Raw genomic sequence first — 26,169 nt, 5'->3', positions numbered from 1 at the left:
AAGACTGAAGCGCAAATTGGAGCATCGAGATTGCCTTAATTTTATAAAAGTCATCAACCCTTTGTAAAATAAAATACCAACTAAAAGACATCAAATATTACATTACTTTTGGATATATGTTTAAAACTGAAAGTTAAACTAAATAATACCGTTCATAATCAAGCTGATTACGAGCGGCATTATTTTTAGTTTCTACGACCTACGCACACTATAGTACACCCACAAGCCTAAAATTAAAAAGAAACCCATGATGGAAACAAAAATTGAAAATAATTGCATGTGAGTTGGAACATACTGTATCTTGAACTCATTTTTTGAAGACGAAGCTCTTACATTCAATAATTTATTTTTATCAACCTTAAACGGTACTTCGCTACCATTGCGTTTAACAACATAATTATTTTTATTATATACGTAGAAAGGTAAAGAAACATCACTCGATTTCCTTTGAACAGGAAGCTTGTATATCATTCCATTTGGAATACTCTTTATTTTTCTCATGGTCATTAACTGGCCATCTGGTAAAATAGCTCTGTGTTGAGCCACATTAGTAAATAGCTTGCTATTCCATTCATTAGAAGCTTCTTTTGTCTCCGGTATATAATCACTACCATAATTATAATTTGCCAATCGAGAATAATTCTTATCGTCAATTTTAAAAAAATGATTTTTATAATTACTAGTAGCTGCATTTAATGTGTAATTCAAAGTTGGAAGTTGTTCCCTTTGTTGAACAAAACTGTATATAGAACTCATATTGAGCATGAGCAGAATCAATGGTAATCCTGCAGCAACCCACTTTCTCTTTTCAGGTTTAAAAATAAATAGTATGACCTGAACACCTAGAACAGAAATAAAAAAGCTTGCAAGAAAAAAACACCGCCATGGAAACTGCATAGCCTTCACAGGTGTATTTTGAAAAATAAACCAGGGAAACAAATTTGTACAAGCCCACAAACTTAATACAGTCCAACCTGTCAACTGTGAAGTTAATTTATTCATCGGTTTGACCCGTAGCAACAAAATTAATATTGCAATTGCTACAATGCCAATGTTATAAACCTCAGGGCGATAAATAGATATACTGTTTGATATTGAATCTTTTAGAACATAAAAGGGATTCAGCGCCTCATTCTGTAATATGCGTGCTACCGGTAATTTCACAGTTGCACTACGAGATGTATACAAAAAGCTGTAAATGAATCCAAAAGATAACACTAGAAATAAAATCATGGCATTTAAGAATCTTAGGATAGTTAGCTTAATATTAGGAATCTTTTTTAAATTAACAATTACCATCAAAACAAAGCAAAAAGCAATCATTAATGCACTCAGCAAATGTGAATAAAGAATTAAGCTCATTCCTAACGCTAAGATTGGCCATTTTTTGGTATTACGAAACATCACTTCATAAAATCCCAAAAAAGCCAATGGAATGAAGGCAATGGCCAATAGCTCTCCAAGGTCAAAACGTGCAAACATATCCGTAAAACGCCATGTTGCAAAAAAGTAAAAGTTAGTAAAAATAAATGCTTGAAAATTTGACCCGGAAAAACTTTTATATGATAAATGTGCAATAAAACAAGTAAGCAAATTTATCAAAATAAAACCATCATATATTGCAGATACCGGGCTTTTAATTAAAATCCTAAGAATAGCAAAAGGATACATAAAAAGATTCGGATAAAATTGATCTACTGCAATTCCGGTCCTATTATATGCATATGTAGAAATAAACGATAAAAGATTATGTCCCTTTAAAACCCCAACAAGATTTTCAACTCTATCAATGTGAAAATGCAAGTCATCTCCCTTAAAAAGGAACCCAGATCTCTTGATAAGTATTATTGAAAAAATACTGATAAAAATGTAAAAAAATACAATACCTAAAGATAGAGAAACACTTCGCATAGATTCCTTTTTAACAACTTCTTTCGTTTGCATGCTTTAAATCCTCCAATTTCAAGTACATCAAATTACACTTTTTATAGTGTATCATACTTTGATAAATAATTTTTCCTCGTCGTTAAATATGGAATACTAATGCAAAATCAAAATGGAAAAATCAACCTCAACTTTTTAACCGCACTTACATTGGCATAACCGTTAATCAGAAACCGATTTCTATTTCTAATAAAAAAAATAAGTAATCTTAAAAGATTACCTACAATTTTTTAAATAAGTAATGGGATTCACCATAAATATTGAAAGCCACTACAATACTAAATAGTTAAGTTACTAGAAGGATTTCATACTACCCTTAAGAATTTCGTAACCCCGATTAGTTAATAGATAGGAACTGCCATCACTCGTAAATTGTAACCCTTCAAATTCGCGTTTAGCCGTGAATTGTGTCGATTGAACATCAGACTTCTTTAGCTTACCCAGCTTGCTAACGGGCACTGAAATAATACTATCGTCGGCAATCATGTACAATCGATTTCGTTTCTTGTTATAAGCAAGTGATTGCGTATGTGTACCAGGACCATACTTCAGGCCTTGCATGACTAAACTAAATTTAACAGATTTAGAGTAAATCTTTCCTTTGTACAGCTTTAAACCATACCCAGCCTGTTTAGAGTCTAAGTAGGCATTGCCATATTTGTCAAAAGCCAAATTTAAACCAGAAGCCACGTAACTATATTTACTCTTCAAGCGAAAATTGATTTTTTTATCCACTTTTAATGTACTAATTTTAACTTGTTGGACATTGGCATATGTTGATACGTGATTGCCAGAACTTGTATTTGTACCCAAGAACCACAAATGTGAAGGATCTTTGGGGTTAAATGCCAAAGATTGGCCATGGCCAAAGCCTTTAAACTTTGGACCGACTTTGATCGCTGCCAAAACTTTTTTATAGGTCGCATTTTTATTTTGAACTGGATATTTTTTTGCATTTGCATTGTAGTATGTTGCGCGCCGAATCATATCCATCGTACCAGACTTCATAGCTCCTAACGCCCGCAACGCCTTCAGATTATAACGAGTAATCCAGCCATATGATCCGCTAGTATTGAAGACATAAGCCGTATCTGCACTTGTCATTACCATACTTTGTGGATTTGACCAACTTAACCCTTTCCATTTAGTCACAGGTAAAAAGTAATTAGATTTAAAATCAACAACTTTATTGCTTTTTTTTGAATTATGCTTAATGGAGTCAGGTGTCATCTGAAAATGTGAATTATTATTGTATCCTGAAGCCGTTGAATACGAAAAGTTCTGTTTCAAGAAATAGTTAGAATTATTTAAATACTTGAACTTACTACAATTATATGAAGACAATGCGTTACTCTTTTGTGTATACGTGGCCGCCATTACTGCTGAAGTACTACCAAGTAAAGTCAACGCAGTAGCCATTGAAATAAATAACTTTTTAACAAATTTTCCATTCAAAACAATCAATCCCCTTATATTAATTAATCGTTTTTATTATAGCACTGAATAAAAGGAATTATTGTTCGACTGGTACATTGTTATCCTTTAAAACCAACTTAGTATCTTCATTTCCTTTAAGGATGGCAAATAAATGTTTGTTTGGCACATCACATACTTCTCCCAAATCAATTTCAAATCCGTTATCAACCGTAACAAGCCCAGTCAATCGATCTGAAATAAATTTTCGAATTGCTTGCGAAACTTGATCATGCTGATTCGTCTTTTCAACCGCAGCACTCAGTGTAAATCCTGTTTTGACATAAGATTCGATCATACTTACTTGCGCTAATGTATAATATGAATATTTTCGATGCTTACGTTCCTCAATACCATCATCAGGCGAAATATATCCTTTTTTCTCCCAATAACGTAACTTACGTTGAGAAACACCAGTAGCACGCGCAATGTCGCCAATTCCAAGCAAAAAATTATCTTTTTGCATAATTTTTTTCATGCGGCCTATAAAATCTTTATCAATTTCCATTCTCATCTTCATAACTCCCTATATGTTAGCTTTGAATTCCTTTTCATTTCTGTAATCTTACCTGACATTCATTATATATTTATTTACACTGTTGTCAAATAAGTTGACAAAAATAAGTTTATGACCTATATTATTCAACGTACATTTTTTAGATGAAAGGAAGAATTAACAAATGGGAACAGCAATAGATGAAAATGGAAAACCATATAACCGAACTTGGTTGATTGTGCTCCTTTTAGTTGGATCATTCTGTACGGTATTAAATCAAACAATTTTAACTACCGCATTTCCAACTTTAATGAAGGCTTTTGATATTAATACTTCAACGGTTCAATGGTTAACTACTGGTTTTATGATGGTTAACGGAATTATGATTCCAATTAGTGCGTGGCTAACTTCACGTGTAGATTCAAAGAAATTATACTTAGGCGCAATGACTACCTTCTTAATAGGTACCATTACATGTTATATTGCCCCTAACTTTGGGACTTTGTTAACAGGTCGATTGATTCAAGCTTTAGGTGTTGGAATTACAATGCCATTACTTCAGACATTGATGCTCACTATCTTCCCAGCAAACAAACGTGGTACTGCCATGGGATTAGCTGGCTTAGTAATTGGTGTTGCACCAGCAATCGGACCAACCCTATCCGGATGGGTTATTGATAACTATAGATGGCGGACGTTATTTGGAATGATTATTCCAGTTGTCATTGTCGTTATCATCGCTGGTTTTTGGTTGATGAAGAGTGTTCTTCCAACTAAGAAGAGTAAGCTTGATTGGTTATCTGCTGGTCTTTCTACCCTTGGATTCGGTAGTTTACTCTATGGATTCTCAAGTGTTGGAGACAAAGGTTGGGAAAGTCCTACTGTCATTACCACTTTAATTGTCGGTGTAATTGTTATTATCCTCTTCGGATGGCGTCAATTAACAATGGAACATCCATTCTTGAACCTCCGTGTTTTAAAAGTTCCAGAATTTTCAATTTCTGCCCTTTTAAGTTCTGTTTCTATGATGGCCATGGTTGGTGTTGAAATGGTGTTACCACTTTATCTCCAAATTGTTCGTGGCGACAGTGCTTTTGACTCTGGCCTTACCCTATTACCCGGAGCTTTAATGATGGGTGTTATGAGCCCAATTACGGGACGTGTGTTTGATAAAATTGGTGCCAAGCGCTTGGCAATTACCGGGATGTTCCTCTTAACAATCGGAACACTTCCGTTTGCCTTTATTACTAAGACCACGCCCGTACTTAATTTAATTGTTTTGTATACAATCCGGATGTTCGGAGTTGCAATGACAATGATGCCTGTTACAACCGCTGGTATGAACGCTCTGCCACTCAATATGATGAGTACTGGGACTGCCGTTAATAACACAATTCGTCAGGTTGCTTCTTCCGTTGGAACTGCAATTTTAATTAGTATTTTAACAAACGTAACTAAATCTGATATGCCTGGAAAAGGATTGCTTAAATCCGAACCACTTGCTTACAAGAACAGTGCCATTTCTGCAACCCTAAGTGGTTACCATGCTACCTTCTGGGCCGCCATTGCCTTTTGTGTATTAGGTCTAGTTGTAGCATTCTTTGTTAGTGGTCGGAGCCCGCGCTCGATCAAACCAGAAGCTGCTGATGGAGGTGACAAATAATGATAATTTATAGTATTGTTATTGCAGCCATCCTATTGTTCATTAGTATGGCTTATATTCCAAGTGCCACATGGAGAAACATCTTAAGTCCCATCTTTGCCGTAATTATCATCCTTTGTGCAGTCTTCATGGTTCGAAATGATCGTGAACATTACGGGATGCACAAGGTTGATACTACACAGACAAGCGATCTCGTTTCCGTTTCCCCTTCTAAAGAAATGAAAATGTTGCTTTATCAACCAGTTGGAACAGCTGGTAAAGAAAAAGTTTATATTTACAAAAAGAACGTGAGCCAAAAGAAACCAACTACGACTAACCCAGATCCTAGCAATACTACCAACACAGTTAAGACCGTTTCTGGTACCCCAACAGTTAAAACAACTACGACGCGTTGGGAATACAAGAACGATGCCTATCGATTCTGGTTTGGAATTGCTGGTAATGGTCACAAGCTCATTCGTCATCACAATACCTTTAACATTAACAAGGATTGGTTGACCTTAAGTAGTGCCCAAGCTAAAAAGCTTCAAAAACTCGCCAAGGAGAATCAAGCAAAAATGAAAAACGAAGGCAAGCAATATGTTGGAGCTCAGGTAAAACAAACAGTCACAGCAGCTATGAAGAAGAATCCAAAGATGTCTGCGGCTGATCAAAAATCCCTACAACAGGCAACTGTTAAAAAAGCAACGGCTGCCTATCAAAAACAAGCAACAGCTAAGATGATTGCTGAAGCTAAGAAGTGAAATTACCTTTAAAACATTTAAAAGCCACCTGGTGGTTTCGAACAACGTACTTGTTGTTTCGAGATACCAAGTGGCTTTTTCTAGTAAAATTATTTGATATTCGTTGAATTGCTAATAGAATGCAATTTGATGATCTGAAAAAGCTTAGCCCGTAATGAATCAACTATAAAAGCAACTATAATAACTAACGCAATACAGACAAGCCCATATAGTGGTACCCAAAACTGATCTTGAAATTTATAAGTCTGAAAGATATGATCCCACACGAAATGTCTTATGAAGGGGTTATCTGTCAACAGATAAGCTGAAAATACTGTTTTGGCTATTTTATTTATAATCGGGCTATAAAATTTTTTTGAACGTAAAACAATAAGAAAAATAGCAGCGGCACCAACAAAGCCTAATAGTTTATCGGTGAAATGAACACTGTTTGAACCATAGCCCATATGATAGAGAATGACCATTGATAACATCTCAAGTATCCAAATAATTATAATAGTCGCATGTAATCTCCAAGTTTTAATCGGCTTTAGTTTATCTTGATATTTACGCAAAAAAGTACCGATAAAATATACCACTATGAACGAAGCCAAATAATCCGACATCGTACCGTTTCGAAATAAGGATAAAGTATCAAATAACAGTAATGTAAATAGCAAAGCTAAATGCCCTCGAAAATCCAGTTGTACCGATACAATGTTTAAAAACGGAATTAATAATACAAGCATTATGTAGGCAGTAACAAACCAATACTCTTGACTGATAAATGGGAATAACGCTTTAATAACATTTTCAAAGCTTGGTTGCATTATATTTAACGCCCAAGTAACGACAAAAATCAGAATGGAGTAAAACCAAACTTCTTGCATAGTTACAAAACTATGTTTTAATTGCTTTTTTTCGTGTTCAATTGGATCAATATTTTTTTTTACCGAAAAGTAACTTGTGATCAGCACAAACGCATAGGCTCCAAATTTTCCTAATGGCTGATAGATCATAGTTAATGCATAGCTAAAAAGTCCATGATGCGATGTATCCCATTCGCTCCAAAGTGAAAAATGGGAAAGCAAAATAAATACAATAGACACAATACGGAGAAGTTCAATATTCGAATTTCGTTTCATATATAGTAAAAACTCCTTGTTATTATTTTGATAACATAAAAAAACAGACGTCAACAAGCGTCTGTTCCAGTATATCACTCAGCATTCATATCGATTGAATTATTTTTGGGGGGATCTACTACAGCTTTTCTCTTCAAAAGAAAGTACACAAATATCATTAGAATAAATAAAGCCGTGATAAACGCTCCAATTAATTTACCAGGTGTTCTATAAACTAATTTCAGATTCACTACATTTTTGTGCTTATTTGGAACAACTCCTATAAATGCATTATTCACTTTAATAAGTTTTGCATTTTTCTTATCAATAGTCGCTTTCCAACCTTTAGAGTATGGAATTGTAGTTTCAATTATGCCACTGCTTTTTGTTTTAATTCTAGTATTTAAACCATTGTTAAAGTAGCTAACCTTTTTATTTGATTTTGTTAACTTAGAAAACTTCTTTGTGAGTGAATGGGCATCAAGTTGAATCATTTTAATGCGGAATTTGTACTTACCGGGTTTTTCAAAACGGAGAGTAATATAATCGTTTTTGTTTTGAACGCCACCCATATTCACAACACCGGTAGTTATTTTTTTATAAAAGCTTAATCCTCCAGGATCATTAAAACCCGGCTGCGCTAATCTCTCTCTTTTGTTATTCATTGAGAACAACATGGACCAGGTATTCCTGTCACTACTTGAATTGTTAATGATATTTCCAAAGTTTTGATATCTTTTTAGGACTGATCTTTTCCCAGGTTCATAAGGCTCAAAACTTATCTTCGAAATATCCAAGTGCAATTCATTTTGCTGTTGCAACAAGCCTTTAGGCAATCTTAATTTCAAACTAGTATTACTCTTATTTGTATTATACGATATAACATTGGTTTTATTTTTGGAAAAGGAAACTACCTTGCTTTTTCTTTTGGCGGTTCCAAATTGGTGTAATACTGTTCCACCATTATTTGAGATCGATCCATGCTTCAAATCAGCAGGATCATTCACAGCTGCTGTGTACGCTAACCCAGCTTCTTTTACAGAAGGTAATTCTTTATTATAGGAATGCATATCTTGCAAATTTGACTGCCAAAAAGCTATCGGTAAAGACGAAATAGATTTGTGAAAATATATATTTTTTTGATAAAAAGTTGCCTTTTGTTCATACCCGTTAATTGCATAATTTGGAGAATTATTTATATAATATTGAACGCCCAAATATCTTAATAAAGTACTTCGACTATCCAAATGAGTCAATGGAACTAAGTTAGTACCATTAAGTATTTGCATATCAGATCCAAAATTAGTCAAGCTTTTGCTCTGAATTGAATAATAAGAGTTAATATAGCTGTATGGAGAGACAAGAGAGGCATTTTGCGAAATTACAGAAATTGGTGATTTCACGCCAATCGCCGACATCACCCTAGTATTAGTTTTTACATTTTTTTGATTATTATAGAATGGATTTCTTATAGACATTTTAGCCTGTCTAAATGGTAATAATTCTCTGCTTAGATTTCTTCCTCTGGGGTAAAAACTAAAAGATATCCAAATAATCGAATTAAGCATAACAACAAGGATGAATATTCTCGACCATTTTTTTCCAATATGATTTTTCATCAAGAGTATTAACAAAAGAACAAATAAAAATGCCAATGACAAAATATCTGCTGTCGCAGTTCCAAGTATTGAATCCACTAACGCAACATAAAAAGAAACTATCACACATGAATAGAACCAAAGTTTCTTTTCTTTATCACTAATTTTTGATAAATCGTCGATAAAAAATACAACTGATAATGCAAACGGAAATGTTAATAGGAAGGTCCAACGATTTGACGGAAGCGAAAATCCATTAAATATTGAAGCGAACACCGGTAATAAGAGCATTACTGTAGCAGCTATATAAATATATACGAGTTCTCTATATTTCCTGTAGTTAAAGATAACATGAACTATTGCAATGAAAACTAATGAGCTCCCTATTGAAGTGAGCCAAAATAAGTTAAATTTATTCCCACCAATAAGCAAACTCGGCAAATTTAAATAATAGCTCAAAGGATATTTTATGAGTTTAAAAATTCCAGATATACCCTCGGATCTTCCGGAATTTAACATACCAATCAATTCAGGGATAACCAGCCACGCCGATAAACCTACGCCCAGTATGGACGCACCACTAAATCTAGCAAGAATTGTAAACGATTCTTTTTTTATTTTTTGGAAATTTATTGCATAAAGCAGTATTACATATAGAAGTCCTCCAGTAACAAACATATATGCAAAATACAGATTATTTAATAGTATGAGCATGACAGTTAAAGCAAAAGGCATAATTTGTTTGCTAAAAAACAAAAGATTAATACTGTAAACAAATATTGGTAATAATATTAATATATTCAGAAAGAAAGGCTGATATGTTACCGAAAACAAAGCAAATCCACTAGATATATAGCAAATTGTGCCTGCCAGAGTGCTCACAAGTTTTCGATGTCCCATTTTCCATGAAATAATAAGAAAACTCAGACCAACAAAATACAACCTCAAAAGACTAACTATCTGAAAGCCTTTCACAAAAAATCTAGTCGGAAATAACGCGGTTATGTATGCAAACGGATCCCCCATAACATAAAATCCGAAGTGCTGAATTATATCTCCCCCAAGACCAATTTTCCAAGACCAATATTGAGGGTGTAAGGGATCCTTAAAAAAACGTAAAAGTAATTTGTGAAGTTCGTAATTTATTGGCACATGTTGTTGAATGACGTCATGATTTGAGAGTAAAGAAAGACCCAAAAAATAGAAAATTCCATAAGTCAATCCGATAATGATTAGAAAAACTAATGTATATTTCCAAAAAATTCCCTTTTTGGCTCTTCTATCTTCAGAATGCATCTTTTACCTCCAAGAAACTAATCTATTTAAATTGTTGCGCCTTGTTCTGAGTCTTTGTGTAAGTTGGATGCATAAGTACACTAGGATCAGAAATACTCTTTGTAATGGAATGACCTGAAACAGTCACAAGAGCAAAGAACACCATTATAACAGCAGCAACACCAATCAGCCACTTGGTTAGAGTGGTCATCTTAGTCGGTAAAACTTCTGAATAAAAGTTTTTATGAACTTTGCGTGCAGCCTCATGCTCACTAGTACCATGATCTTCTTGCTCTTTTTGTACTATTGACTTTTCATAAGCATCAATATCAAAATCTAATTGTAATTGTTTTTTATCTTTTTGATATTTACTGCGTTCTGCTGATGTTACTTTTTTAAAATCTGAAGAAAACTTGCGATAGTCATTTACAGTTTTCTTAGTATCGCCAATTTCTCGTAACTCTCCAAAATGAATCCATGCTACACGATCACAAAGCATTTCAACCTGTTTAAGGGAATGACTTACAAAGACAATTGTTTTTCCTTCTTTTTTAAATTCTTGAATCTTTTTCAAACATTTTTGATAGAAAGTATCGTCACCAACTGACAAAGCTTCATCAATAATTAAAATATCAGGATTAATATGAACAGCAATCGCAAACCCTAAACGAGAGCGCATACCTGAAGAATAGTCCTTTACCGGCTGATTAATAAAATCTCCGATATCAGCGAACTCAATGATATCTTCCCGGACAGCAGCGATTTCTTCGAAAGTCAAGCCTTGCATCAATCCTTTAAGCCGAATGTTCTCTAATCCAGTTAAGCTCCATTTCAAACCAGCACTAATTGCTACAATTGAGGTATCACCCTTAACGTCAACAAATCCTGTTGTTTGCGGTATAATTCCTGAAATAATGTTGGATATTGTTGATTTTCCTGAACCATTAACACCAATAATTCCAAGTGCTTCTCCCTGATGAACCTCAAGACTAATTCCTTTAAGAGACCAAAAGTGAGGAACCTCATGACGCTTTTTAAGGCTAAAAAAAGTTTTTAATTTATCATTTTTGCTTTGATATAAATCATACTCTTTAGTAACATTTTCCAATTTGATTTTATAGTCTTCAGACATTATAAATTTTCTCCATTCTATCTAAATCAAATCCACGAAGTTTGCACGGAACTTGTTGTGCAAGAAAGTCCCAACAGCCATTACAATAAACACAAACATCCAAAATACTATTGTAATTGTCAGATTAGGTTCTTGCCAAACCCATCCACGATTTAGCATCGATTCACGCATTCCGTTAATAATGTAATAAAAAGGATTCAATTCAAGGATTCGAATTAAAATAGCAGGGAAATTAGATGTTGCAAAGTTAAAAAGTACCCCACTCATATAAAATAGCATCCGTAAAATAGACTGCAACGTAATTTGCCAATCACGAATTAAAACGGTAACGGTTGAATTGAAAATTCCTAACGCGTACATCAAAGCAATCATACAAACAAAATAATAAAGAAATTGAATCCAAGAAAACGTTGGCATCATATGGTTACAAAACATTAAGAAAATTGAAAAAGCAAGCATTGTCCAAAAACTGGCAAGATTACCCACAATCTTGATAGAAGGTAAAACGCTCACTGGAAATTTCATTTTCGAAACTAATCCAACTTGTTGATAGACACTTTTGGAAGCATCTAAAACCGTTTTATTCATATACAACCAAGGTGTAATTCCCAGGACCATCCAAGGCAAATATGGTACACCGGGCATTGGATCACCACGACGCAAGGCAACCCCAAACACTAAATAGTAAATTCCGATTTGAATTAGCGGATTCAAGAATTCCCATGCTAATCCTAAATAGTGACTTTGATAAGTTGCCTTATCATCAAATTTTGACATTCTTTGAATAATTTTGAAATTGGAAAATTGTTCAGAGATTATCTGAAACATCGTATGCATTATCCTAACCCCTTATTCTTTAATCGTTTCTTATTTCACATTCTGATAGTATAGTCGTTTAATTGAAAAGCGTCAATTTGTGTTTCAAAACCTTTCATACTATTTAAACATTTCCATAATAGAACTAGTCAGATTATGAAAAACCATAGTCTGACTAGTTTTCTTCCTATAACATCTAATCTAATATATTAGCTTTGGATTCAACATCCTCCATACGAATCCAAGCATTTTTCCCAAAATCAGTCTTATTTTCAATTTCAATCCAAGTATTTCCAACTTCGTTTTTACGAATTGGATCACGTAGCTTCGCTTGCATTTTTGTTGAATAAGAATCTGCTAATTTGTAATTATAGTTTGAAATAAACTTTGCTTGTTTCGTTTCTGGAATAGCTGACCATAATTGAGTTCCATCTTTAATTGTTATCTTCTGTAAATCAGTTCTCTTTTCAGACACTTCATATTGTTCATCTCTTAGCACGTATTCAACCAACGTTTGTGTTGAATTGCCGTTCTCCCAAGAAGCAAATTTATCCAAGAATGCACTATAAGTTGATGTGTGGACGTATTTATCTGGGCTATTTAACATATCTTTTAACACTGGAATTAACTCTTCATTTGTTTTCACAATTGGGCCAGGAACCGTTTTTTGATAATCGATATAGAATCCACGAATGTCACCCGCATATTCGTCAAGATCATAAGCAAAAAACAAAATTGGTCGCTTAAGGTTGGCAAAGTCAAACATAACTGAGGAGTAATCGGTGATTAAGACATTCGAAATAAGATATAAGTCCGTAACATCCTCATAATCACTAACATTTAATACACGTTCTCCATAACTAGATAGGTCAAGTTGATTAGCAATTAAATAATGAGTCCGAATCAAAATAACTGTATTCTCAGGTAACTTCTCTAAAAGCTGATCTAAATCCAAATGTAATTTTGCACTATATTCATCTACGTGAACATACTCATTATCACGCCAGGTTGGGGCATATAAAACAACCTTTTTATCCTGACTAATTTCAAGGGCCTCTTTTATCTCACTTACCTGGCTATCTGTATAGTTATATAACATATCGTTTCTTGGATAACCGCTACTAATTAATTTAGTGAACGGTTTTCTAAACGCACGTTGCATAATATTATAAGAATATTCATTTGGAGCAACCAAATAATCCCAACGTGCAGAATCTCGAATAACTTGTTTATGGTAACTTCGTTGTGTCACTCCTGGCATTGTAACGTTCTGCACATCTGTTCCAATTGTCTTCAAAGGTGTCCCATGCCATGTTTGAATTAATTTAGCATCACGTGGCTTAGCCCAACGGAACGGACGCCGTGTGTTTGTAAACCAGTATTTGGCCTGCGCCTGTTTTAAAATGCCTTTATACCCAAAACGCACAACGTAAGGAATTCCATGAGTCTTGAAGTAATCGACATTTTTTCGATTAACATTCCAATAAAGTTTGTACTCTGGATGAGTTCGTTTTAGATATTCGTAAATTGCCTTTGGACTATCAGAAAACTGCGTTCCAAAAAAGCTCTCTAAAATAATGATATTTTTTTTCTTCAGTACTCGACTCAAAACATTCAAAAGGTCTGATTGAAAGTCATTTAGTTGCAACATTCGCAACACTTTATTTATAAACAAATGATGCACAATTGAATCCTGCGTTTCAGGTCGTAAACTCAGCATCTTTTCAGAAACAATTTTGCTTGCATCCCCATTACGCCCATACGTGCAGAACTTATCATAAAACCAGTCAATTTTAGATGCATAATTAGCCGTTAAATCATGGAAGTTTTGCAACCACTTTATAATTTCATCTGTAGTTTCCACGACTGGTCCTGGAACCGTTTGGTCATAATCAAGATAAACACCTCGATTATCGCCATTTAAGTACCAATCCTTATCATAAGAGAAGAAAATCATTGGCCGCTTAAGGTGTCCGTAATCAAACATTACCGAAGAATAGTCCGTGATCATTACGTCACTGATAAGATATAAATCAGCAATATCAGGATAATCGCTCACATCCCAAACAAACCCCTGGTGATCAACAAATGACATAGAATGAGCCACAAAATAATGCAACCGTACAAGAACAATGTACTCATCACCCAATTTTTCTTTGAGTTTATCTAAATCTAACTCAAAATCAAATCCACTATCATCGTTGTTCCTGAACGTTGGGGCATACAAAACTACCTTCTTATCCAACGGAATATGAAGATTCTTTTTTACATTTTCAATATAAGCCGAATTATTATGTTGATAAAGCGCATCATTTCGCGGAAAGCCACTTTCTACAATTTCGTGTTTAAAATCAAAAGCATGGGTAGCAGTATCAGCCATGTACTTTGAAGGTACCGTTAAAATATCCCATCGGTTATTCCGAATAGCAAAATTTCTTTGTACTCCAGCCGTCGCATTCTTAAAATGAGGTTCATCAAAGCCCATCGTTTTCATAAAGGTCCCATGCAATGTTTGAACTTCAATTTGTCCAGATCTCTTCGAATATTGATTTGGAAAATTCGTATTTTCAACAAAATACTTAGCCCTTGCCATGTAGTACCAATATTTAAATCCTAATCGTTTGACCCGTTTAGCCTTACCCTCAATTGGAATTTGATCATTAGTTAAAATCCATACAAATTTAAGCTCTGGATGATTTTTACGCAAATAGTCATAAATTGCCTTGGGACTACCATTAAAGTAATCACCCCAGTAGCTTTCAAATACAACCATTTTTTTATTGATTGGGAGCATCCGCATCATTGGATAAAGGATTGAATAATTGATTCCCCTCTGAAGCTTGGAGCGATCCATCCCAAAAGTGGTTTGTACTGTATGAAATTCCAAAAAACCATTGTTTGTGCACTGAAGATCAAACGTAAAGTGTTTATTCGTATAAGTATCAAGCTGATCACTAACTGCTTTTAAATCTATAACTCGAATGCGTTTCTGCGTCTCACCATATGCAACTACTAGGTAAACGCGATAATTACCAGATAAAACTTTTAAATTATTTGCCGCCACAAGTGGAATTTGAACATTAAAACAGCCATCCTCTACAAATTTCACTCTCCCAATTGACAGGTAGCGACTCTTCTTATTACTACTCAATAATTCAACGGATCCAGAATTTCCAAAATTTTCTTCATTCGAAAAAGCCGGAATATTCACTTTCATCTCAATAGCAAGATTGGTTCCCGTTTTAATCCAATTAGCACTTTTTAATTCTGCAAAAGGAACCTCTTGCATCAACCAAATTCCATCTGTACTGTTATAAGAAATAAAAACATCATAATCTTTGCCATGAATAATCTCTGTTTGGCGAGAATAATCCATTGCATAACTTTCTGGAACGTTTGTTTCTGCATCAATCAACACCAAATGTTGCATATTACCACGATATTTTTCTAATTCTTCACCGGATACAAGAAACTTTATCTGATGATCCGTATTCTTCTCAAGTTGACCAATATTTTCATCATTAATTTGTAAAGTTGGTTTTATGATGTTACTACAATCGGTAAAAGTAAGTAAAATTCCGTCATCACGACCAATTACATTCGTTAATGCAGTTATTTGGCTCTTACTTTGGTCCCGGGTTGAATTACTATTCAACATTTTTTGTACAACAAATGTCAAATCCCAATGACGATTATATCTTTGAATTAAATTAAGCCTTAATTTTGAATTAATAACTGAAGCTATTTTTTGGTTTCCATGAATAGGCTGTCCCGCAAAGGACTCAAACTTTTCTCCATGATACTGAAGAGTGATCTGAATTTTCCATGTCCCGTTTCCTAAAGTCGTCAGAGCGTCTTGAACATTAAAGGCAGCCTTATATGCGCTATATGGTGCATCCTCTTTTTTTAGATGGATATTACTAATGGATCGAACACGATTTATGCTAATCGCCATTTTTTTATTGGTATCAATATTAACTAAATTGGCAGTAATATGTTCGTTTAAGTTAGAAGGCATTAACCAAATACGATGCAATTTTATAGACTTAGGATGAATATATCCTTCAATTTGAATTGTATCTTCAGTCGGCTGTGAGACTCTTTGAATCGTATTTTTAACATCAGCCCCTGAAGTAGCAGTGTGTGCCCGTTTTCCCCAGAAATGACGAACAAAACGCTTTGCAATGCTTCCTTTAAACCCTGAGTACGAATAACGTTTTAATTCATCAAAGTTTCCTTCTAAGAGAGCCCGATACTGTAACTGCATTTTAACGGAAAGTTGTTCATACAGATTACTCTTCAAAAGGCCCCAATTACGCAGAAAAATATAGGTTGCCCGTTGAAAATCAAAAACAAAATCATCATCCGCATCCGCAATATCATCCATAAACAGCGGAATATCAATCATCAATACTTTCACGTAAAAAGTATCGAGAATTCGCTGACTGACATGAGCTTTTAAAAAGTAATCACGAACCATATTGAGAATTTTGAGCCGATCACCGTATGGTTTCATTGCATTTTTAACTTGGGTAATAGACTTACTATCCCCATCTCGCCAACGCCAACGGTACACAACATTAGAAAGGATATCAATACTACTTTCATGACTGGCAATAACAAAAGCCCGCATAACAAACGGAATATCTTCATATAACATATTTGCTGGAAATGTCATGTTGTGCTCTCGTACCATAGGTAAACTATATAATTTATTCCAGCTTGTAGAGTCGTAAACTAATTCTGGATTTCTTTCAAGATCGGTTTGCTGAATCGTGTCCGAAATTGCTTTTTTATGTAAATAAGAAGGCTTATCCCTAAATTTATCAAAGCGTCTCACAAATCCAGTAGCAACTTGTGACCCGGTCATCGCTACCGAATTAATAAGATCTCGATAAGCGTTCTTTGGGACAATATCATCGCCATCAACAAATGCAATGTAGTCTCCCTTTGCAATTTTCACGCCTCGGTTACGGGTGTCGCTTAATCCTAAGTTTTGTGGGTTGTGATACGCATGAAAATTTTCATAACGTTCCCCATATTTATCCACAATATTTTTAGTTTTATCATTATCGGTCGAACAATCATCGATCATAATGATTTCGACTAACTTATATGTTTGATTTGCAAGTGAATCTAAGCATTCCTCCAAATAGTCTGCAACATTATAACAGGCCACAACAACGCTTAGCGCAATTGATTTAGACATTTTATTAACCTACCTATTCTTTCCCGTTCTATAAACATTAGTAATATTAGCATGCTGGCTAGTTCCATACAATGGAGAATACACTAAAACCATCGTCATATTATTTCGGTATCTTTTCTTCCATCTCACTCTCACTCATTACTTCAACCTCAAGTGTCTGCGCTTTCGTCAGCTTACTACCAGCATCGATCCCTGCAATTAATAAATCGGTTTTTTTAGATACCGAGCCGGTCACATTAGCACCTAAGTTTTCTAGCTTTTCTTTTAACTCTTCTCGAGTATAATTTTCGAGTTTACCAGTCAAAACAACCGTTTTATCATTAAAGTAATTATCTTCAACCTGAGCGGCAACCGGACCATTATACGTCATGTTTACACCCACGGACGCCAAATCCTCAATAGTCTTTTGAGCAGCCGTACTTTGGAAAAAGGTTACGATGTTGGCTGCTAAGATTCCACCAACCGCGTTAATTTCCGTAAGCTCTTCTTCTGAAGCCTGTTCCAATTTATCCATAGTTAAGAAATGTTCAGCCAAGATTCGGGCCATCTTCGTTCCAACCCCAGGAATTCCAATACCATTTACCAATCGCTCTAATGAGTTCTGGCGACTGTTGGCAATTGCTTCCAATAAACTATTAATTCGTTTTTCTTTAAAATTATCTAACTTAGCCAATTCATCAGGATCCAACGAATATAAATCAGCAAAGCTTCGTACTAATTTGTGATCAAAGAACACTTGGATCAAACGTGGTCCTAAACCATTAATATTCATCGCATTTCGTGATCCAAAATGCTCCAAACGGGCCACAATTTGAGCTGGGCAATCTGGATTAATGCAACGCAAGGCCACTTCGCCATCTAAATGAACCAAATCACGGCCACAGGAAGGACACTGAGTAGGAATCTCTAGCACCTGACTCTCAGCTGACCGTTTATCCAAAATCACTTCTGTAATTTCTGGAATTATATCGCCAGCTTTATGTAATTTCACTGTGTCACCAATTCGCACACCCTTGGCGGCAATCTGATCCACATTTTTCAGAGTTGCCCGCGCAACAGTTGATCCTGCCAATTGCACTGGATCCATAATTGCGGTGGGCGTTACCACGCCGGTTCGTCCAACGGTCCACTCAATCTGACGAATCACAGTTAAGGCTTCTTCTGGAGGAAATTTATAGGCGATTTCCCACCGCGGAACTTTAACGGTATGGCCAAGCTGATTTTGTAAATCCAACTCATTTACTTTAAGGACAATGCCATCAATCCCATAAGCTAACCGATCACGCTGGTCTTGATACTCATCAATAAATTGCCAAACTTCATCAAGATTTTGACAAACTCGCTGAGTTGGATTTGTATTAAATCCTAGTTCTGCTAAAACGTTGATGGCATCGTGTTGCGTGGTAACTTGTAAATCACCGAACGTGCTGATGGTATAAATGAATGTATCTAAATTACGAGCCTTAGTCACTTTTGTATCTAATTGTCTTAAACTCCCGGCGGCTGCATTTCGCGGATTGGCAAAGACAGCCTCTCCACGTTCTTCTTGTTGTTTATTTAAATCTGCGAAAGCCTGCTTTGGCATATAACACTCGCCACGAACCTCAATCGAGACTGGTTTGGTAAGCGTTTGGGGAATCGATGTAATGGTCTTTAAGTTCTTCGTGATATCCTCACCGATTGTACCATCGCCACGCGTTGAGCCTTGCACTAACTTACCATTCTCATAAACTAGCGAAATTGCCAACCCGTCAATTTTTAATTCCACATTATATGGAACCGGATAACCGACATTTTTTTGGATTCGATTATCAAATTCGACAAGCTCATCTTTCGAAAAAACATCCCCCATGGATAACATGGGAATGTCATGATGCACTTTTGTGAAGCCACTAAGCACCTCACCACCCACACGCTGGGTAATCGAATCTGGCGTCACGATCGATGGAAAGGCCGCTTCTAGATCCTGTAAATCACGATATTTTTCATCATAAACATGATCTTCCACTTCAGGATTATCTTTCGTGTAATAATCTGAACTCCATTGGTTTAAAGTTTCCCGCAACTGTTGTGCGGTGTCACTTGCCTCTTGCTCAGAATATTCAGTAATCAGTTTTGATAAAGCCATCTTATTTCCTCCAACTATGGTAATGCAATGTCGAGTTCTACCGGACAGTGATCTGATCCAAAAATTTCATTATGGATTTTTGCACCTTGCAACTTTGTTTGTAAATCATTGGACGTAACAAAGTAATCAATTCGCCAACCCGCATTATTATCACGAGCATGGAATCGATAGCTCCACCACGAATAAATATCAGCCTTATCAGGATAGAAGTAACGAAATGTGTCGGTAAAACCACTATTTAGTAATTGCGTGAACTTTTCGCGTTCTTCATCCGTAAAGCCCGCATTGTGATGATTAGTTTTATCGTTTTTTATATCAATTGGTTCGTGGGCAACGTTTAAATCACCGCAGAAAATAACAGATTTCGTTTGCGCGAGCTTGTCAACATACTGCCGAAATGCATCATCCCACGTCATCCGGTAATCTAAACGTTTTAGTTTCGTTTGTGAATTTGGCGTGTAATTAGTGATCATGTAAAAATCTGGATACTCTAAGGTGATTAACCGTCCTTCGTGATCGTGGATATCAACATCCATGCCATATTTTACGCTGAGTGGCTTTGTTTTGGTGAAAATAGCCGTTCCTGAATAACCTTTGCGATCCGCATAATTCCAGTATTGATAATAACCGGGCAAATCCAGCTCAAGCTGACCTTCTTGCATTTTTGTTTCTTGAATACAAAAAATATCGGCATCAAGCGTTTTAAATGATGTCATAAAGTCGTGGGTCACGGCGGCCCGAATTCCATTGACGTTCCAAGAAATTAATTTCATGGTTTTAATTACCTCTTTAAATAGCTTTAACAACTCTATGCTTAGAATTATACCATTTTGCTTGGATTTTCTTAAAGTTATCCTTGTTCTTTTGTAAAACTTCAGGAATAAACAAAAAAAGTTCCGAAGAAAATATTTCAATTTTCTTCGGAACCAATTTTAAAAATTACATATCTTTCAAAATTTCAGACAAGGCTGGTTGACCAAAAATATTGTACGTTTTCTTAAATCGGTCAATCGTTGCCTGATCAAACTGATCTGGATCCAAAGGCATAAATGAGGTATCGACGGGATCCACATTTTTAATCTTGGCATCTACCACAATTGGACGCGTATTTCCAGACTTTTGTAATTCATCAATTTTATCAAAGGCTTCGCTCAGAGATTTCTGATCGGTGACCGTAAATCCAATGGCACCCATGTTTTCAGCAATGCCAGCCCAGTTAGCCCCCTGTAAATCAATCCCATAAGGAGCTTGCTTAGCTGCAATTTTTTCGTGCTGGATAAACCCAAAGACCTTATTTTCCAAAACTACATTAACAACTGGTAATTGATATTTCACTTCCGTTAACAGGTCCTGCATAACCATTGCATAGCCGCCATCACCCGAAATAGTAAAGACCTGGCGATCTGGAAAGCTCAATTTACCAGCCAATCCAGATGGCAAGCCATACCCCATCGTGGCAAACCATGAAGAAAGGGTAAATTTCTGGTTTTTATTTAAAGGTAACTGACGAACGGCCCACTCAGTATTATTGCCGACATCGGCCCCAAAGATGGCATCATCATTGGCATGTTGTTTGATAGTTTTCATAACCGCTTCAGCAGGTAAGCCCTCGGAATCGTCATCAGCTAATGTATCTAACCATTTGTCCCAATTCTGCTTGTCTAATCGGGCAGCCTTTAAGAAGTTGGTAGGAGCAATGGTTACATCCCGCTTAAGCAATTCTTCTAAGAATCCTTTGCCATCACCTAAAATGGCTAAATCAACATCGCGTTGTTTACCAATATCAGCAGCATTGTTGTTTACCTGAATGATCTTAACGCCTTCTGGCAAGAAACGTAGAAATGGGTAGTTTGTCCCCACAGAAACAACGAGATCTGCCATCTGGGAAACCTCAAAGCCAGGCTTAGTGCCTAATCGGCCACGAGATCCCATGAAGTTTGGATGATCAGTTGGCATCACTCCAGTCGCCGGTACCGTTGATAAGACTGGCAGGCTGTACTTTTCAGAAACTGCCACTAACTCTTTTGTTGCGCCCTTCAGGCCAACGCCAGCCCACGAAATTGGATGTTTCGCATTTTGAATAGCATTCACAACTTTATCAATCGTTGCTTCATTAAATTTAGTTTGCATTTGTTCTTTATAAATTGGCGCTGTTTTAAAATCAGTAAAGTCAATTTCTTGGCCAGACAAATCATCAGGAATTATCACAACTGCTGGTCCTTTATGCGCATAGGCTGCGCGAATGGCTTGATCAACCACGTACGGAATTTGTTGGGCACTAACAACTTGTTCATGGAAAAATGCTACGTCAACAAACATAGGATCTTGATTCATTTCTTGGAAAAATGAAGTGTTCATAACGCCTGTCGCGGATTGTCCCACAATGGCTAAAACAGGAACGTGATCCATTTTGGCATCATATAAGCCATTAAATAAGTGAGTTGCTCCAGGACCAGCTGATCCAAAACTGACCCCAATCTTACCGGTAAGTTTTGCATCTGCAGAAGCGGCTAAGGAACCAACTTCCTCGTGACGAACCTGAATATATTTGATTTTATCTTTTTCTTGGTACAAACCATCCACAGTATTGTTAATTGAATCGGCCGTAATTCCATAAATATGATCTACTTGCCAATCTTCCAGTACTTTTGCTAAGGCTTGTCCAGCTTTCATTTTTGTCATGTGTGTTCTCCTTGTGAATATTAAATTTAGTTTTTTGCTTACTTTTCGTAAGTGAATAATTTCAGTTTACCTACTTTCTTATAAAGAAGCAAGTGTTTTTGCTCTAATTTTTAAAATTCATTTTTAATTTAGCGTAACTCCGTGATATGATTGACTCGCCAGCGTTTCTATGGTGTTTCTTAAACGATAATTTTGGAGATAATCAAAATGTCAGACTTACTAAACTATTTGGATAACTATAACCGACCTATTACACCTCATTTAAATGTGGCGGATCAAATGCTACTTTCGCGCTTGCCTTTTTTCCCATTTGAAAACATCGTCTCTGCAAATTCTGATAATCAAATTTACTTGCCAGAGGCTCTAAAACTGTTAACCAACAAATTAGCTGCTAATTCTGATCATCTGCTACTTCATAATGATCGAATCTTAATTGAAAAACTATCCAACTCTTTTCGATTCAAAAAAATAGCTCTTTCTGACTTTCAAGTACATCATTCTGATGATCTCCAAACCCAATATGCAGCCATTTCAATTACAATTGAACCCAGTCTTACAATTATTGCTTTTCGAGGAGCAGACGGGACCCAGTTAGGTTGGCAAGCAGACATGAGTCTTGTTTACACACCCGAAGATACAAGTTGGCAGACTTTCTCATTAAGTTATTTATCTCAAGTTGCTTCCACAATCTCTGGTCCCTTACAATTAATTGGCTTCTCTAAAGGTGGCAGCATGGCCACCGCCGCAGCGTTAAAAACAACGGCGAGCATTCAAGACCACCTTCAACAAGTCGTTAACTTCGATGGTCCGCAAGGTTCCAAATTGCCTAACTTATCTGCTCCTCTCCAATCGATATTTTATACATATTTACCACAATTGCCGTTTTTCGGACTTGGTTCAAATTATCCGCAATCCCCACAAATCATAAGCAGCCAGTCAACTGGCATTTGGCAACATGATCTGTACAGTTGGCAAATTCCAGACACTAGCCCCACCGTTTTAGGCATGGCTAGTTCAACAAATCCATTTTTAAACCAATCCCTTCGCAAATGGCTTTGCTCCTTGAAACAAAATGATGCACGCTTATTCATTAACACTTTCTGGGACATCTTGAACGACACCCAGGCCGTTACCGTTAACGACCTAATCAAGCACTGGCAACAGGTAACTAAGTTATTTCAAAACCAAAGTAAAGCTTGGGATCCAGTTGCACAAGAAATGGGTCAAAAAACCTTGCAAGCTGTGTTTCAAATTATCGTGACATTTAGTTAGTGTAAGGTTTTCCTAGATGGTCAATAAAATTCTAGGAATATTCATTTTGAGTTGAATATATAGAAAAAGACCTGTAGCCTTTTAATCGACGAAGATTAAAGGAAAGGATACAGGTCTTTCATGTATATTTTAGCAGATTTTATTGAATCATTGGGAAATTTAGACAGTTTATTTGATTTAGAGGAGCAGGTAATTCTTCATCTTAGGAAGTCATTCCAGCTGGTTGTAGCTGAATATCTGAGGCAATTAGATGAAACACTCGTTCCATCAATTCCGGCAGAAAATACATTCATTAATCGACAGGCCAGAACAATTGAGTTTATGTTTGGCGCCGTGAATTTTGAAAGAAGATGTTATCTTCGACCCAATGGAAGTTATTACTTCCCGTTGGATGAACAACTTCAGTTGGAAGAAAGAAAAAGAATTTCACCTTATTTTAAAAGTGTCGTTGCCAAAATTGGGCAAACGACAACGATGAGAAATACGGCCGCAATGATCAATCTGGCAAGTCAGACGGATATTAGTGCCTGGTCAGTAGACCGAATTATCAGAGACATGGCAGATACCGTGAAGACAGAAGAAAAATCGTCCGAAGAGAAACTAGTTAAGAAACGAAAAGTTGAAAACTTAGTGGTTGAAGGCGATGCCTTTGAGATACACAAAATTAATCGACGAAGACAAGACGTCCACCATTACATTGTTTTTGAATCAGGATTAGATGGAACAAGATCAAACAAAGTTGAGTTTGTTGGTATCAATCAAAAAAAGGTTCAAAAACGAGTAACTGACTACATTGAGAAGTATTATAAAATCAGTGAAATGACCGTGTTTACAGCAAGTGATGGTGGCCCAGGGTATAACCCGAAAAGTATGCGAGAAATAGTTCCGAGTGCTCAAAGAGTTGAATTTACTATCGATCGGTATCACTTTGTCAAAAAGATTAAACAAACCTTTGGTTTATTTAATCCATTGGTTGATAAGGCCGTTAAGAGCGTTAGCCTGTATGATCAGAATCAGTTAAACGTTATTTTAGATACATTTGAGTCGCAAATTAAAACTGATAAGGAACTTGAGAGCCTAAGGGTCCTAAGACAATATTTGGCAAGAAATTGGCAGTTTATAAAGTCTCCACACGATCGTGGCTTCATGAGGGTCGGCAAATTGGGATCCGTTGAAAGCTCACACAGAGCGTACACGTATCGAATGAAAAAGCAGGGCAAAGTATGGTCCGAAAAGGGCCTTGAGGCTATGTTGAAATTAATTGAAGCTCGGGTAAACGGTAAGCTAGATAAATACTTACGTGGTGGTTTAAGAAAGTTACAAGAGCTAACGATTGAGATCGCTACGGAATCATTGAAGACGTTGAGTCCAGCTCAGCTGAGCAACAAGCACCATTCTAAGCATATTGGAGTTCTTTCAGGTAAAATACCAGTTGATGCCCCAACAAGTAGCCCTATCGGAGCAATGGCAAAAATATTTTCAAACTAATTATTGTGTATAAATATTTGGTTGATTATAAGGCACCTAGGAAAACTTGACACATACGACATTTACCCGCTTTTAACAAATGCCTGCAAACGTGGTACTCTTAGTGTATGAAAACTGAAAGAGATAAAATTACCGCTGATGAATCTTACAAAGAGTTCGATTCAGAGCTGATTGCCCGTCGCAAGGTAATTCGGCAAGAACTTCAGGAAATTAACCAGATTACTGATAATGAAAACAGAAACCAACGTTTTCAGAAACTTCTTGCAAACACAGGTGACCATTTCTTTGTAGAAAGTGATTTCAAGTTTGATTATGGATTTAATATCCATATTTGGGATCACTTCTATGGCAACTACGACATCACAATGCTGGACACTTGTCCCATTACGATTGGCAGTTATTGCTATTTTGGTCCGAACGTTGGTTTATACACGCCAGTTCATCCCTTAGATGCAAAGCGGCGCAATGCCGATGTTGAAATGGGAGCTCCGATCACAATTGGCGATAGCGTTTGGATGGGTGGTCGTGTGACTGTTCTACCCGGCGTCACCATTGGTAATCGGGTCGTTGTTGGTGCAGGTTCTGTCGTTACCAAATCTGTGCCAGATGATGTTGTGATTGTGGGCAATCCTGCTCATATCATTCATCATTTGGATCAGAATGGTGATGTGATGAAAAAATAGAGTGTCCCAAAAAGACGTTTAGCTTCTGAGCATACTGTCGTTGCCCATAGAACTAAAGTTGCTAAAGCAACAAGTTCTCATGGCAGCCTAGATAACCGAATGATTCGCACTTGGAATCGTTTGGTTATCGTAGCTAAGCGGAAGAAGCTGCCTTTTTTGGCACGTTTAATTCAATCAATGAAAAACGAGCGAATTCATTAATATTTGTAAAGCCCAAAACACTGTACAGATATCCTCAATGGATAATGTATGGTGTTTTTATTTGGTCCAAAATTTAGTTTCTTTCACACGTTTTATTTCGTTATTATTGTTAGCTCATTTTTTGGAAGCATGCCTGGCGAAATCAAACACGTCTAACGCAGGATATCCTTCCCGTTGCGCGATTATTTCACAGGATTCAATTGCTCCCCTACACTTACTTATATATTAGGAGGATTATTATTTTACACCACAGTAATATAGAT

16 protein-coding genes are annotated in these 26,169 nt (G+C 36.2%); 5 read left to right on the top strand and 11 right to left on the bottom strand.

The annotated features are described in order from the left end of the window. Nucleotides 1–192: 192 nt before the first annotated feature. The 3 genes from ADU73_RS06200 to ADU73_RS06190 form a co-directional block, all read right to left on the bottom strand. Nucleotides 193–1,944, bottom strand: a complete 1,752-nt coding sequence (locus ADU73_RS06200; RefSeq protein WP_056986375.1) for a hypothetical protein — start codon at nt 1,942–1,944, stop codon at nt 193–195. A 294-nt stretch (nt 1,945–2,238) separates the two neighbouring features. Continuing rightward, nucleotides 2,239–3,399 carry a hypothetical protein gene (locus tag ADU73_RS06195; RefSeq protein ID WP_052694443.1) on the bottom strand — a complete coding sequence of 387 codons (1,161 nt, stop codon included), beginning with the start codon at nt 3,397–3,399 and terminating at the stop codon, nt 2,239–2,241. A 58-nt stretch (nt 3,400–3,457) separates the two neighbouring features. Beyond that, nucleotides 3,458–3,895 (bottom strand): MerR family transcriptional regulator, encoded by a 438-nt coding sequence (locus ADU73_RS06190; protein ID WP_226996023.1) that lies wholly within the window; start codon nt 3,893–3,895, stop codon nt 3,458–3,460. A gap of 202 nt (nt 3,896–4,097) precedes the next feature. Here ADU73_RS06190 and ADU73_RS06185 point away from each other — a divergent pair, with 202 nt between their 5' ends. Next, on the top strand, nt 4,098–5,576 hold the full coding sequence (locus ADU73_RS06185) for an MDR family MFS transporter (protein ID WP_046870623.1): 1,479 nt from the start codon (nt 4,098–4,100) through the stop codon (nt 5,574–5,576). After that, a complete protein-coding gene (locus ADU73_RS06180) occupies nt 5,576–6,319 on the top strand; it encodes a DUF4811 domain-containing protein (protein WP_046870624.1) in 744 nt (247 codons plus the stop codon). The genes ADU73_RS06185 and ADU73_RS06180 overlap by 1 nt, the downstream gene beginning before the upstream one ends. A gap of 89 nt (nt 6,320–6,408) precedes the next feature. On the opposite strand, the gene ADU73_RS06175 is transcribed toward ADU73_RS06180, so the two are convergent. The 8 genes from ADU73_RS06175 to ADU73_RS06140 form a co-directional block, all read right to left on the bottom strand. Next, nucleotides 6,409–7,443 carry an acyltransferase family protein gene (locus tag ADU73_RS06175; protein WP_046872460.1) on the bottom strand — a complete coding sequence of 345 codons (1,035 nt, stop codon included), beginning with the start codon at nt 7,441–7,443 and terminating at the stop codon, nt 6,409–6,411. A gap of 74 nt (nt 7,444–7,517) precedes the next feature. Beyond that, nucleotides 7,518–10,316: a YfhO family protein gene (locus tag ADU73_RS06170; RefSeq protein ID WP_062913295.1), complete on the bottom strand. Its 2,799-nt coding sequence runs from the start codon at nt 10,314–10,316 to the stop codon at nt 7,518–7,520. A 22-nt stretch (nt 10,317–10,338) separates the two neighbouring features. Further along, nucleotides 10,339–11,427, bottom strand: a complete 1,089-nt coding sequence (locus ADU73_RS06165) for an ABC transporter ATP-binding protein (protein ID WP_046872458.1) — start codon at nt 11,425–11,427, stop codon at nt 10,339–10,341. 21 nt (nt 11,428–11,448) lie between these two features. Further along, on the bottom strand, nt 11,449–12,264 hold the full coding sequence (locus tag ADU73_RS06160; protein WP_046872457.1) for an ABC transporter permease: 816 nt from the start codon (nt 12,262–12,264) through the stop codon (nt 11,449–11,451). Between the two features lie 175 nt (nt 12,265–12,439). After that, nucleotides 12,440–17,452 carry a bifunctional glycosyltransferase/CDP-glycerol:glycerophosphate glycerophosphotransferase gene (locus ADU73_RS06155; RefSeq protein WP_062913294.1) on the bottom strand — a complete coding sequence of 1,671 codons (5,013 nt, stop codon included), beginning with the start codon at nt 17,450–17,452 and terminating at the stop codon, nt 12,440–12,442. A gap of 100 nt (nt 17,453–17,552) precedes the next feature. Beyond that, nucleotides 17,553–19,580, bottom strand: a complete 2,028-nt coding sequence (gene ligA / locus ADU73_RS06150; protein WP_062913293.1) for an NAD-dependent DNA ligase LigA — start codon at nt 19,578–19,580, stop codon at nt 17,553–17,555. A gap of 14 nt (nt 19,581–19,594) precedes the next feature. After that, nucleotides 19,595–20,353, bottom strand: a complete 759-nt coding sequence (locus tag ADU73_RS06145; protein WP_046871149.1) for an exodeoxyribonuclease III — start codon at nt 20,351–20,353, stop codon at nt 19,595–19,597. A 166-nt stretch (nt 20,354–20,519) separates the two neighbouring features. Continuing rightward, nucleotides 20,520–22,262 (bottom strand): thiamine pyrophosphate-dependent enzyme, encoded by a 1,743-nt coding sequence (locus ADU73_RS06140; RefSeq protein ID WP_062913292.1) that lies wholly within the window; start codon nt 22,260–22,262, stop codon nt 20,520–20,522. A 207-nt stretch (nt 22,263–22,469) separates the two neighbouring features. Here ADU73_RS06140 and ADU73_RS06135 point away from each other — a divergent pair, with 207 nt between their 5' ends. From ADU73_RS06135 to ADU73_RS06125, 3 genes are all read left to right on the top strand, one after another. Then, a complete protein-coding gene (locus tag ADU73_RS06135) occupies nt 22,470–23,534 on the top strand; it encodes an Mbeg1-like protein (protein WP_062913291.1) in 1,065 nt (354 codons plus the stop codon). 120 nt (nt 23,535–23,654) lie between these two features. After that, nucleotides 23,655–25,022, top strand: coding sequence for an ISLre2 family transposase (locus tag ADU73_RS06130; protein WP_062913107.1), 1,368 nt, complete (start codon nt 23,655–23,657; stop codon nt 25,020–25,022). Between the two features lie 107 nt (nt 25,023–25,129). Continuing rightward, complete coding sequence (locus ADU73_RS06125) at nt 25,130–25,705, top strand: sugar O-acetyltransferase (RefSeq protein ID WP_062913290.1); 576 nt, start codon at nt 25,130–25,132, stop codon at nt 25,703–25,705. Nucleotides 25,706–26,169 lie beyond the last annotated feature (464 nt).

Origin of the sequence: Pediococcus damnosus (assembly GCF_001611155.1) — a bacterium.
Lineage (GTDB): Bacteria > Bacillota > Bacilli > Lactobacillales > Lactobacillaceae > Pediococcus > Pediococcus damnosus.
This window is presented reverse-complemented; position numbering and strand designations above follow the sequence as displayed.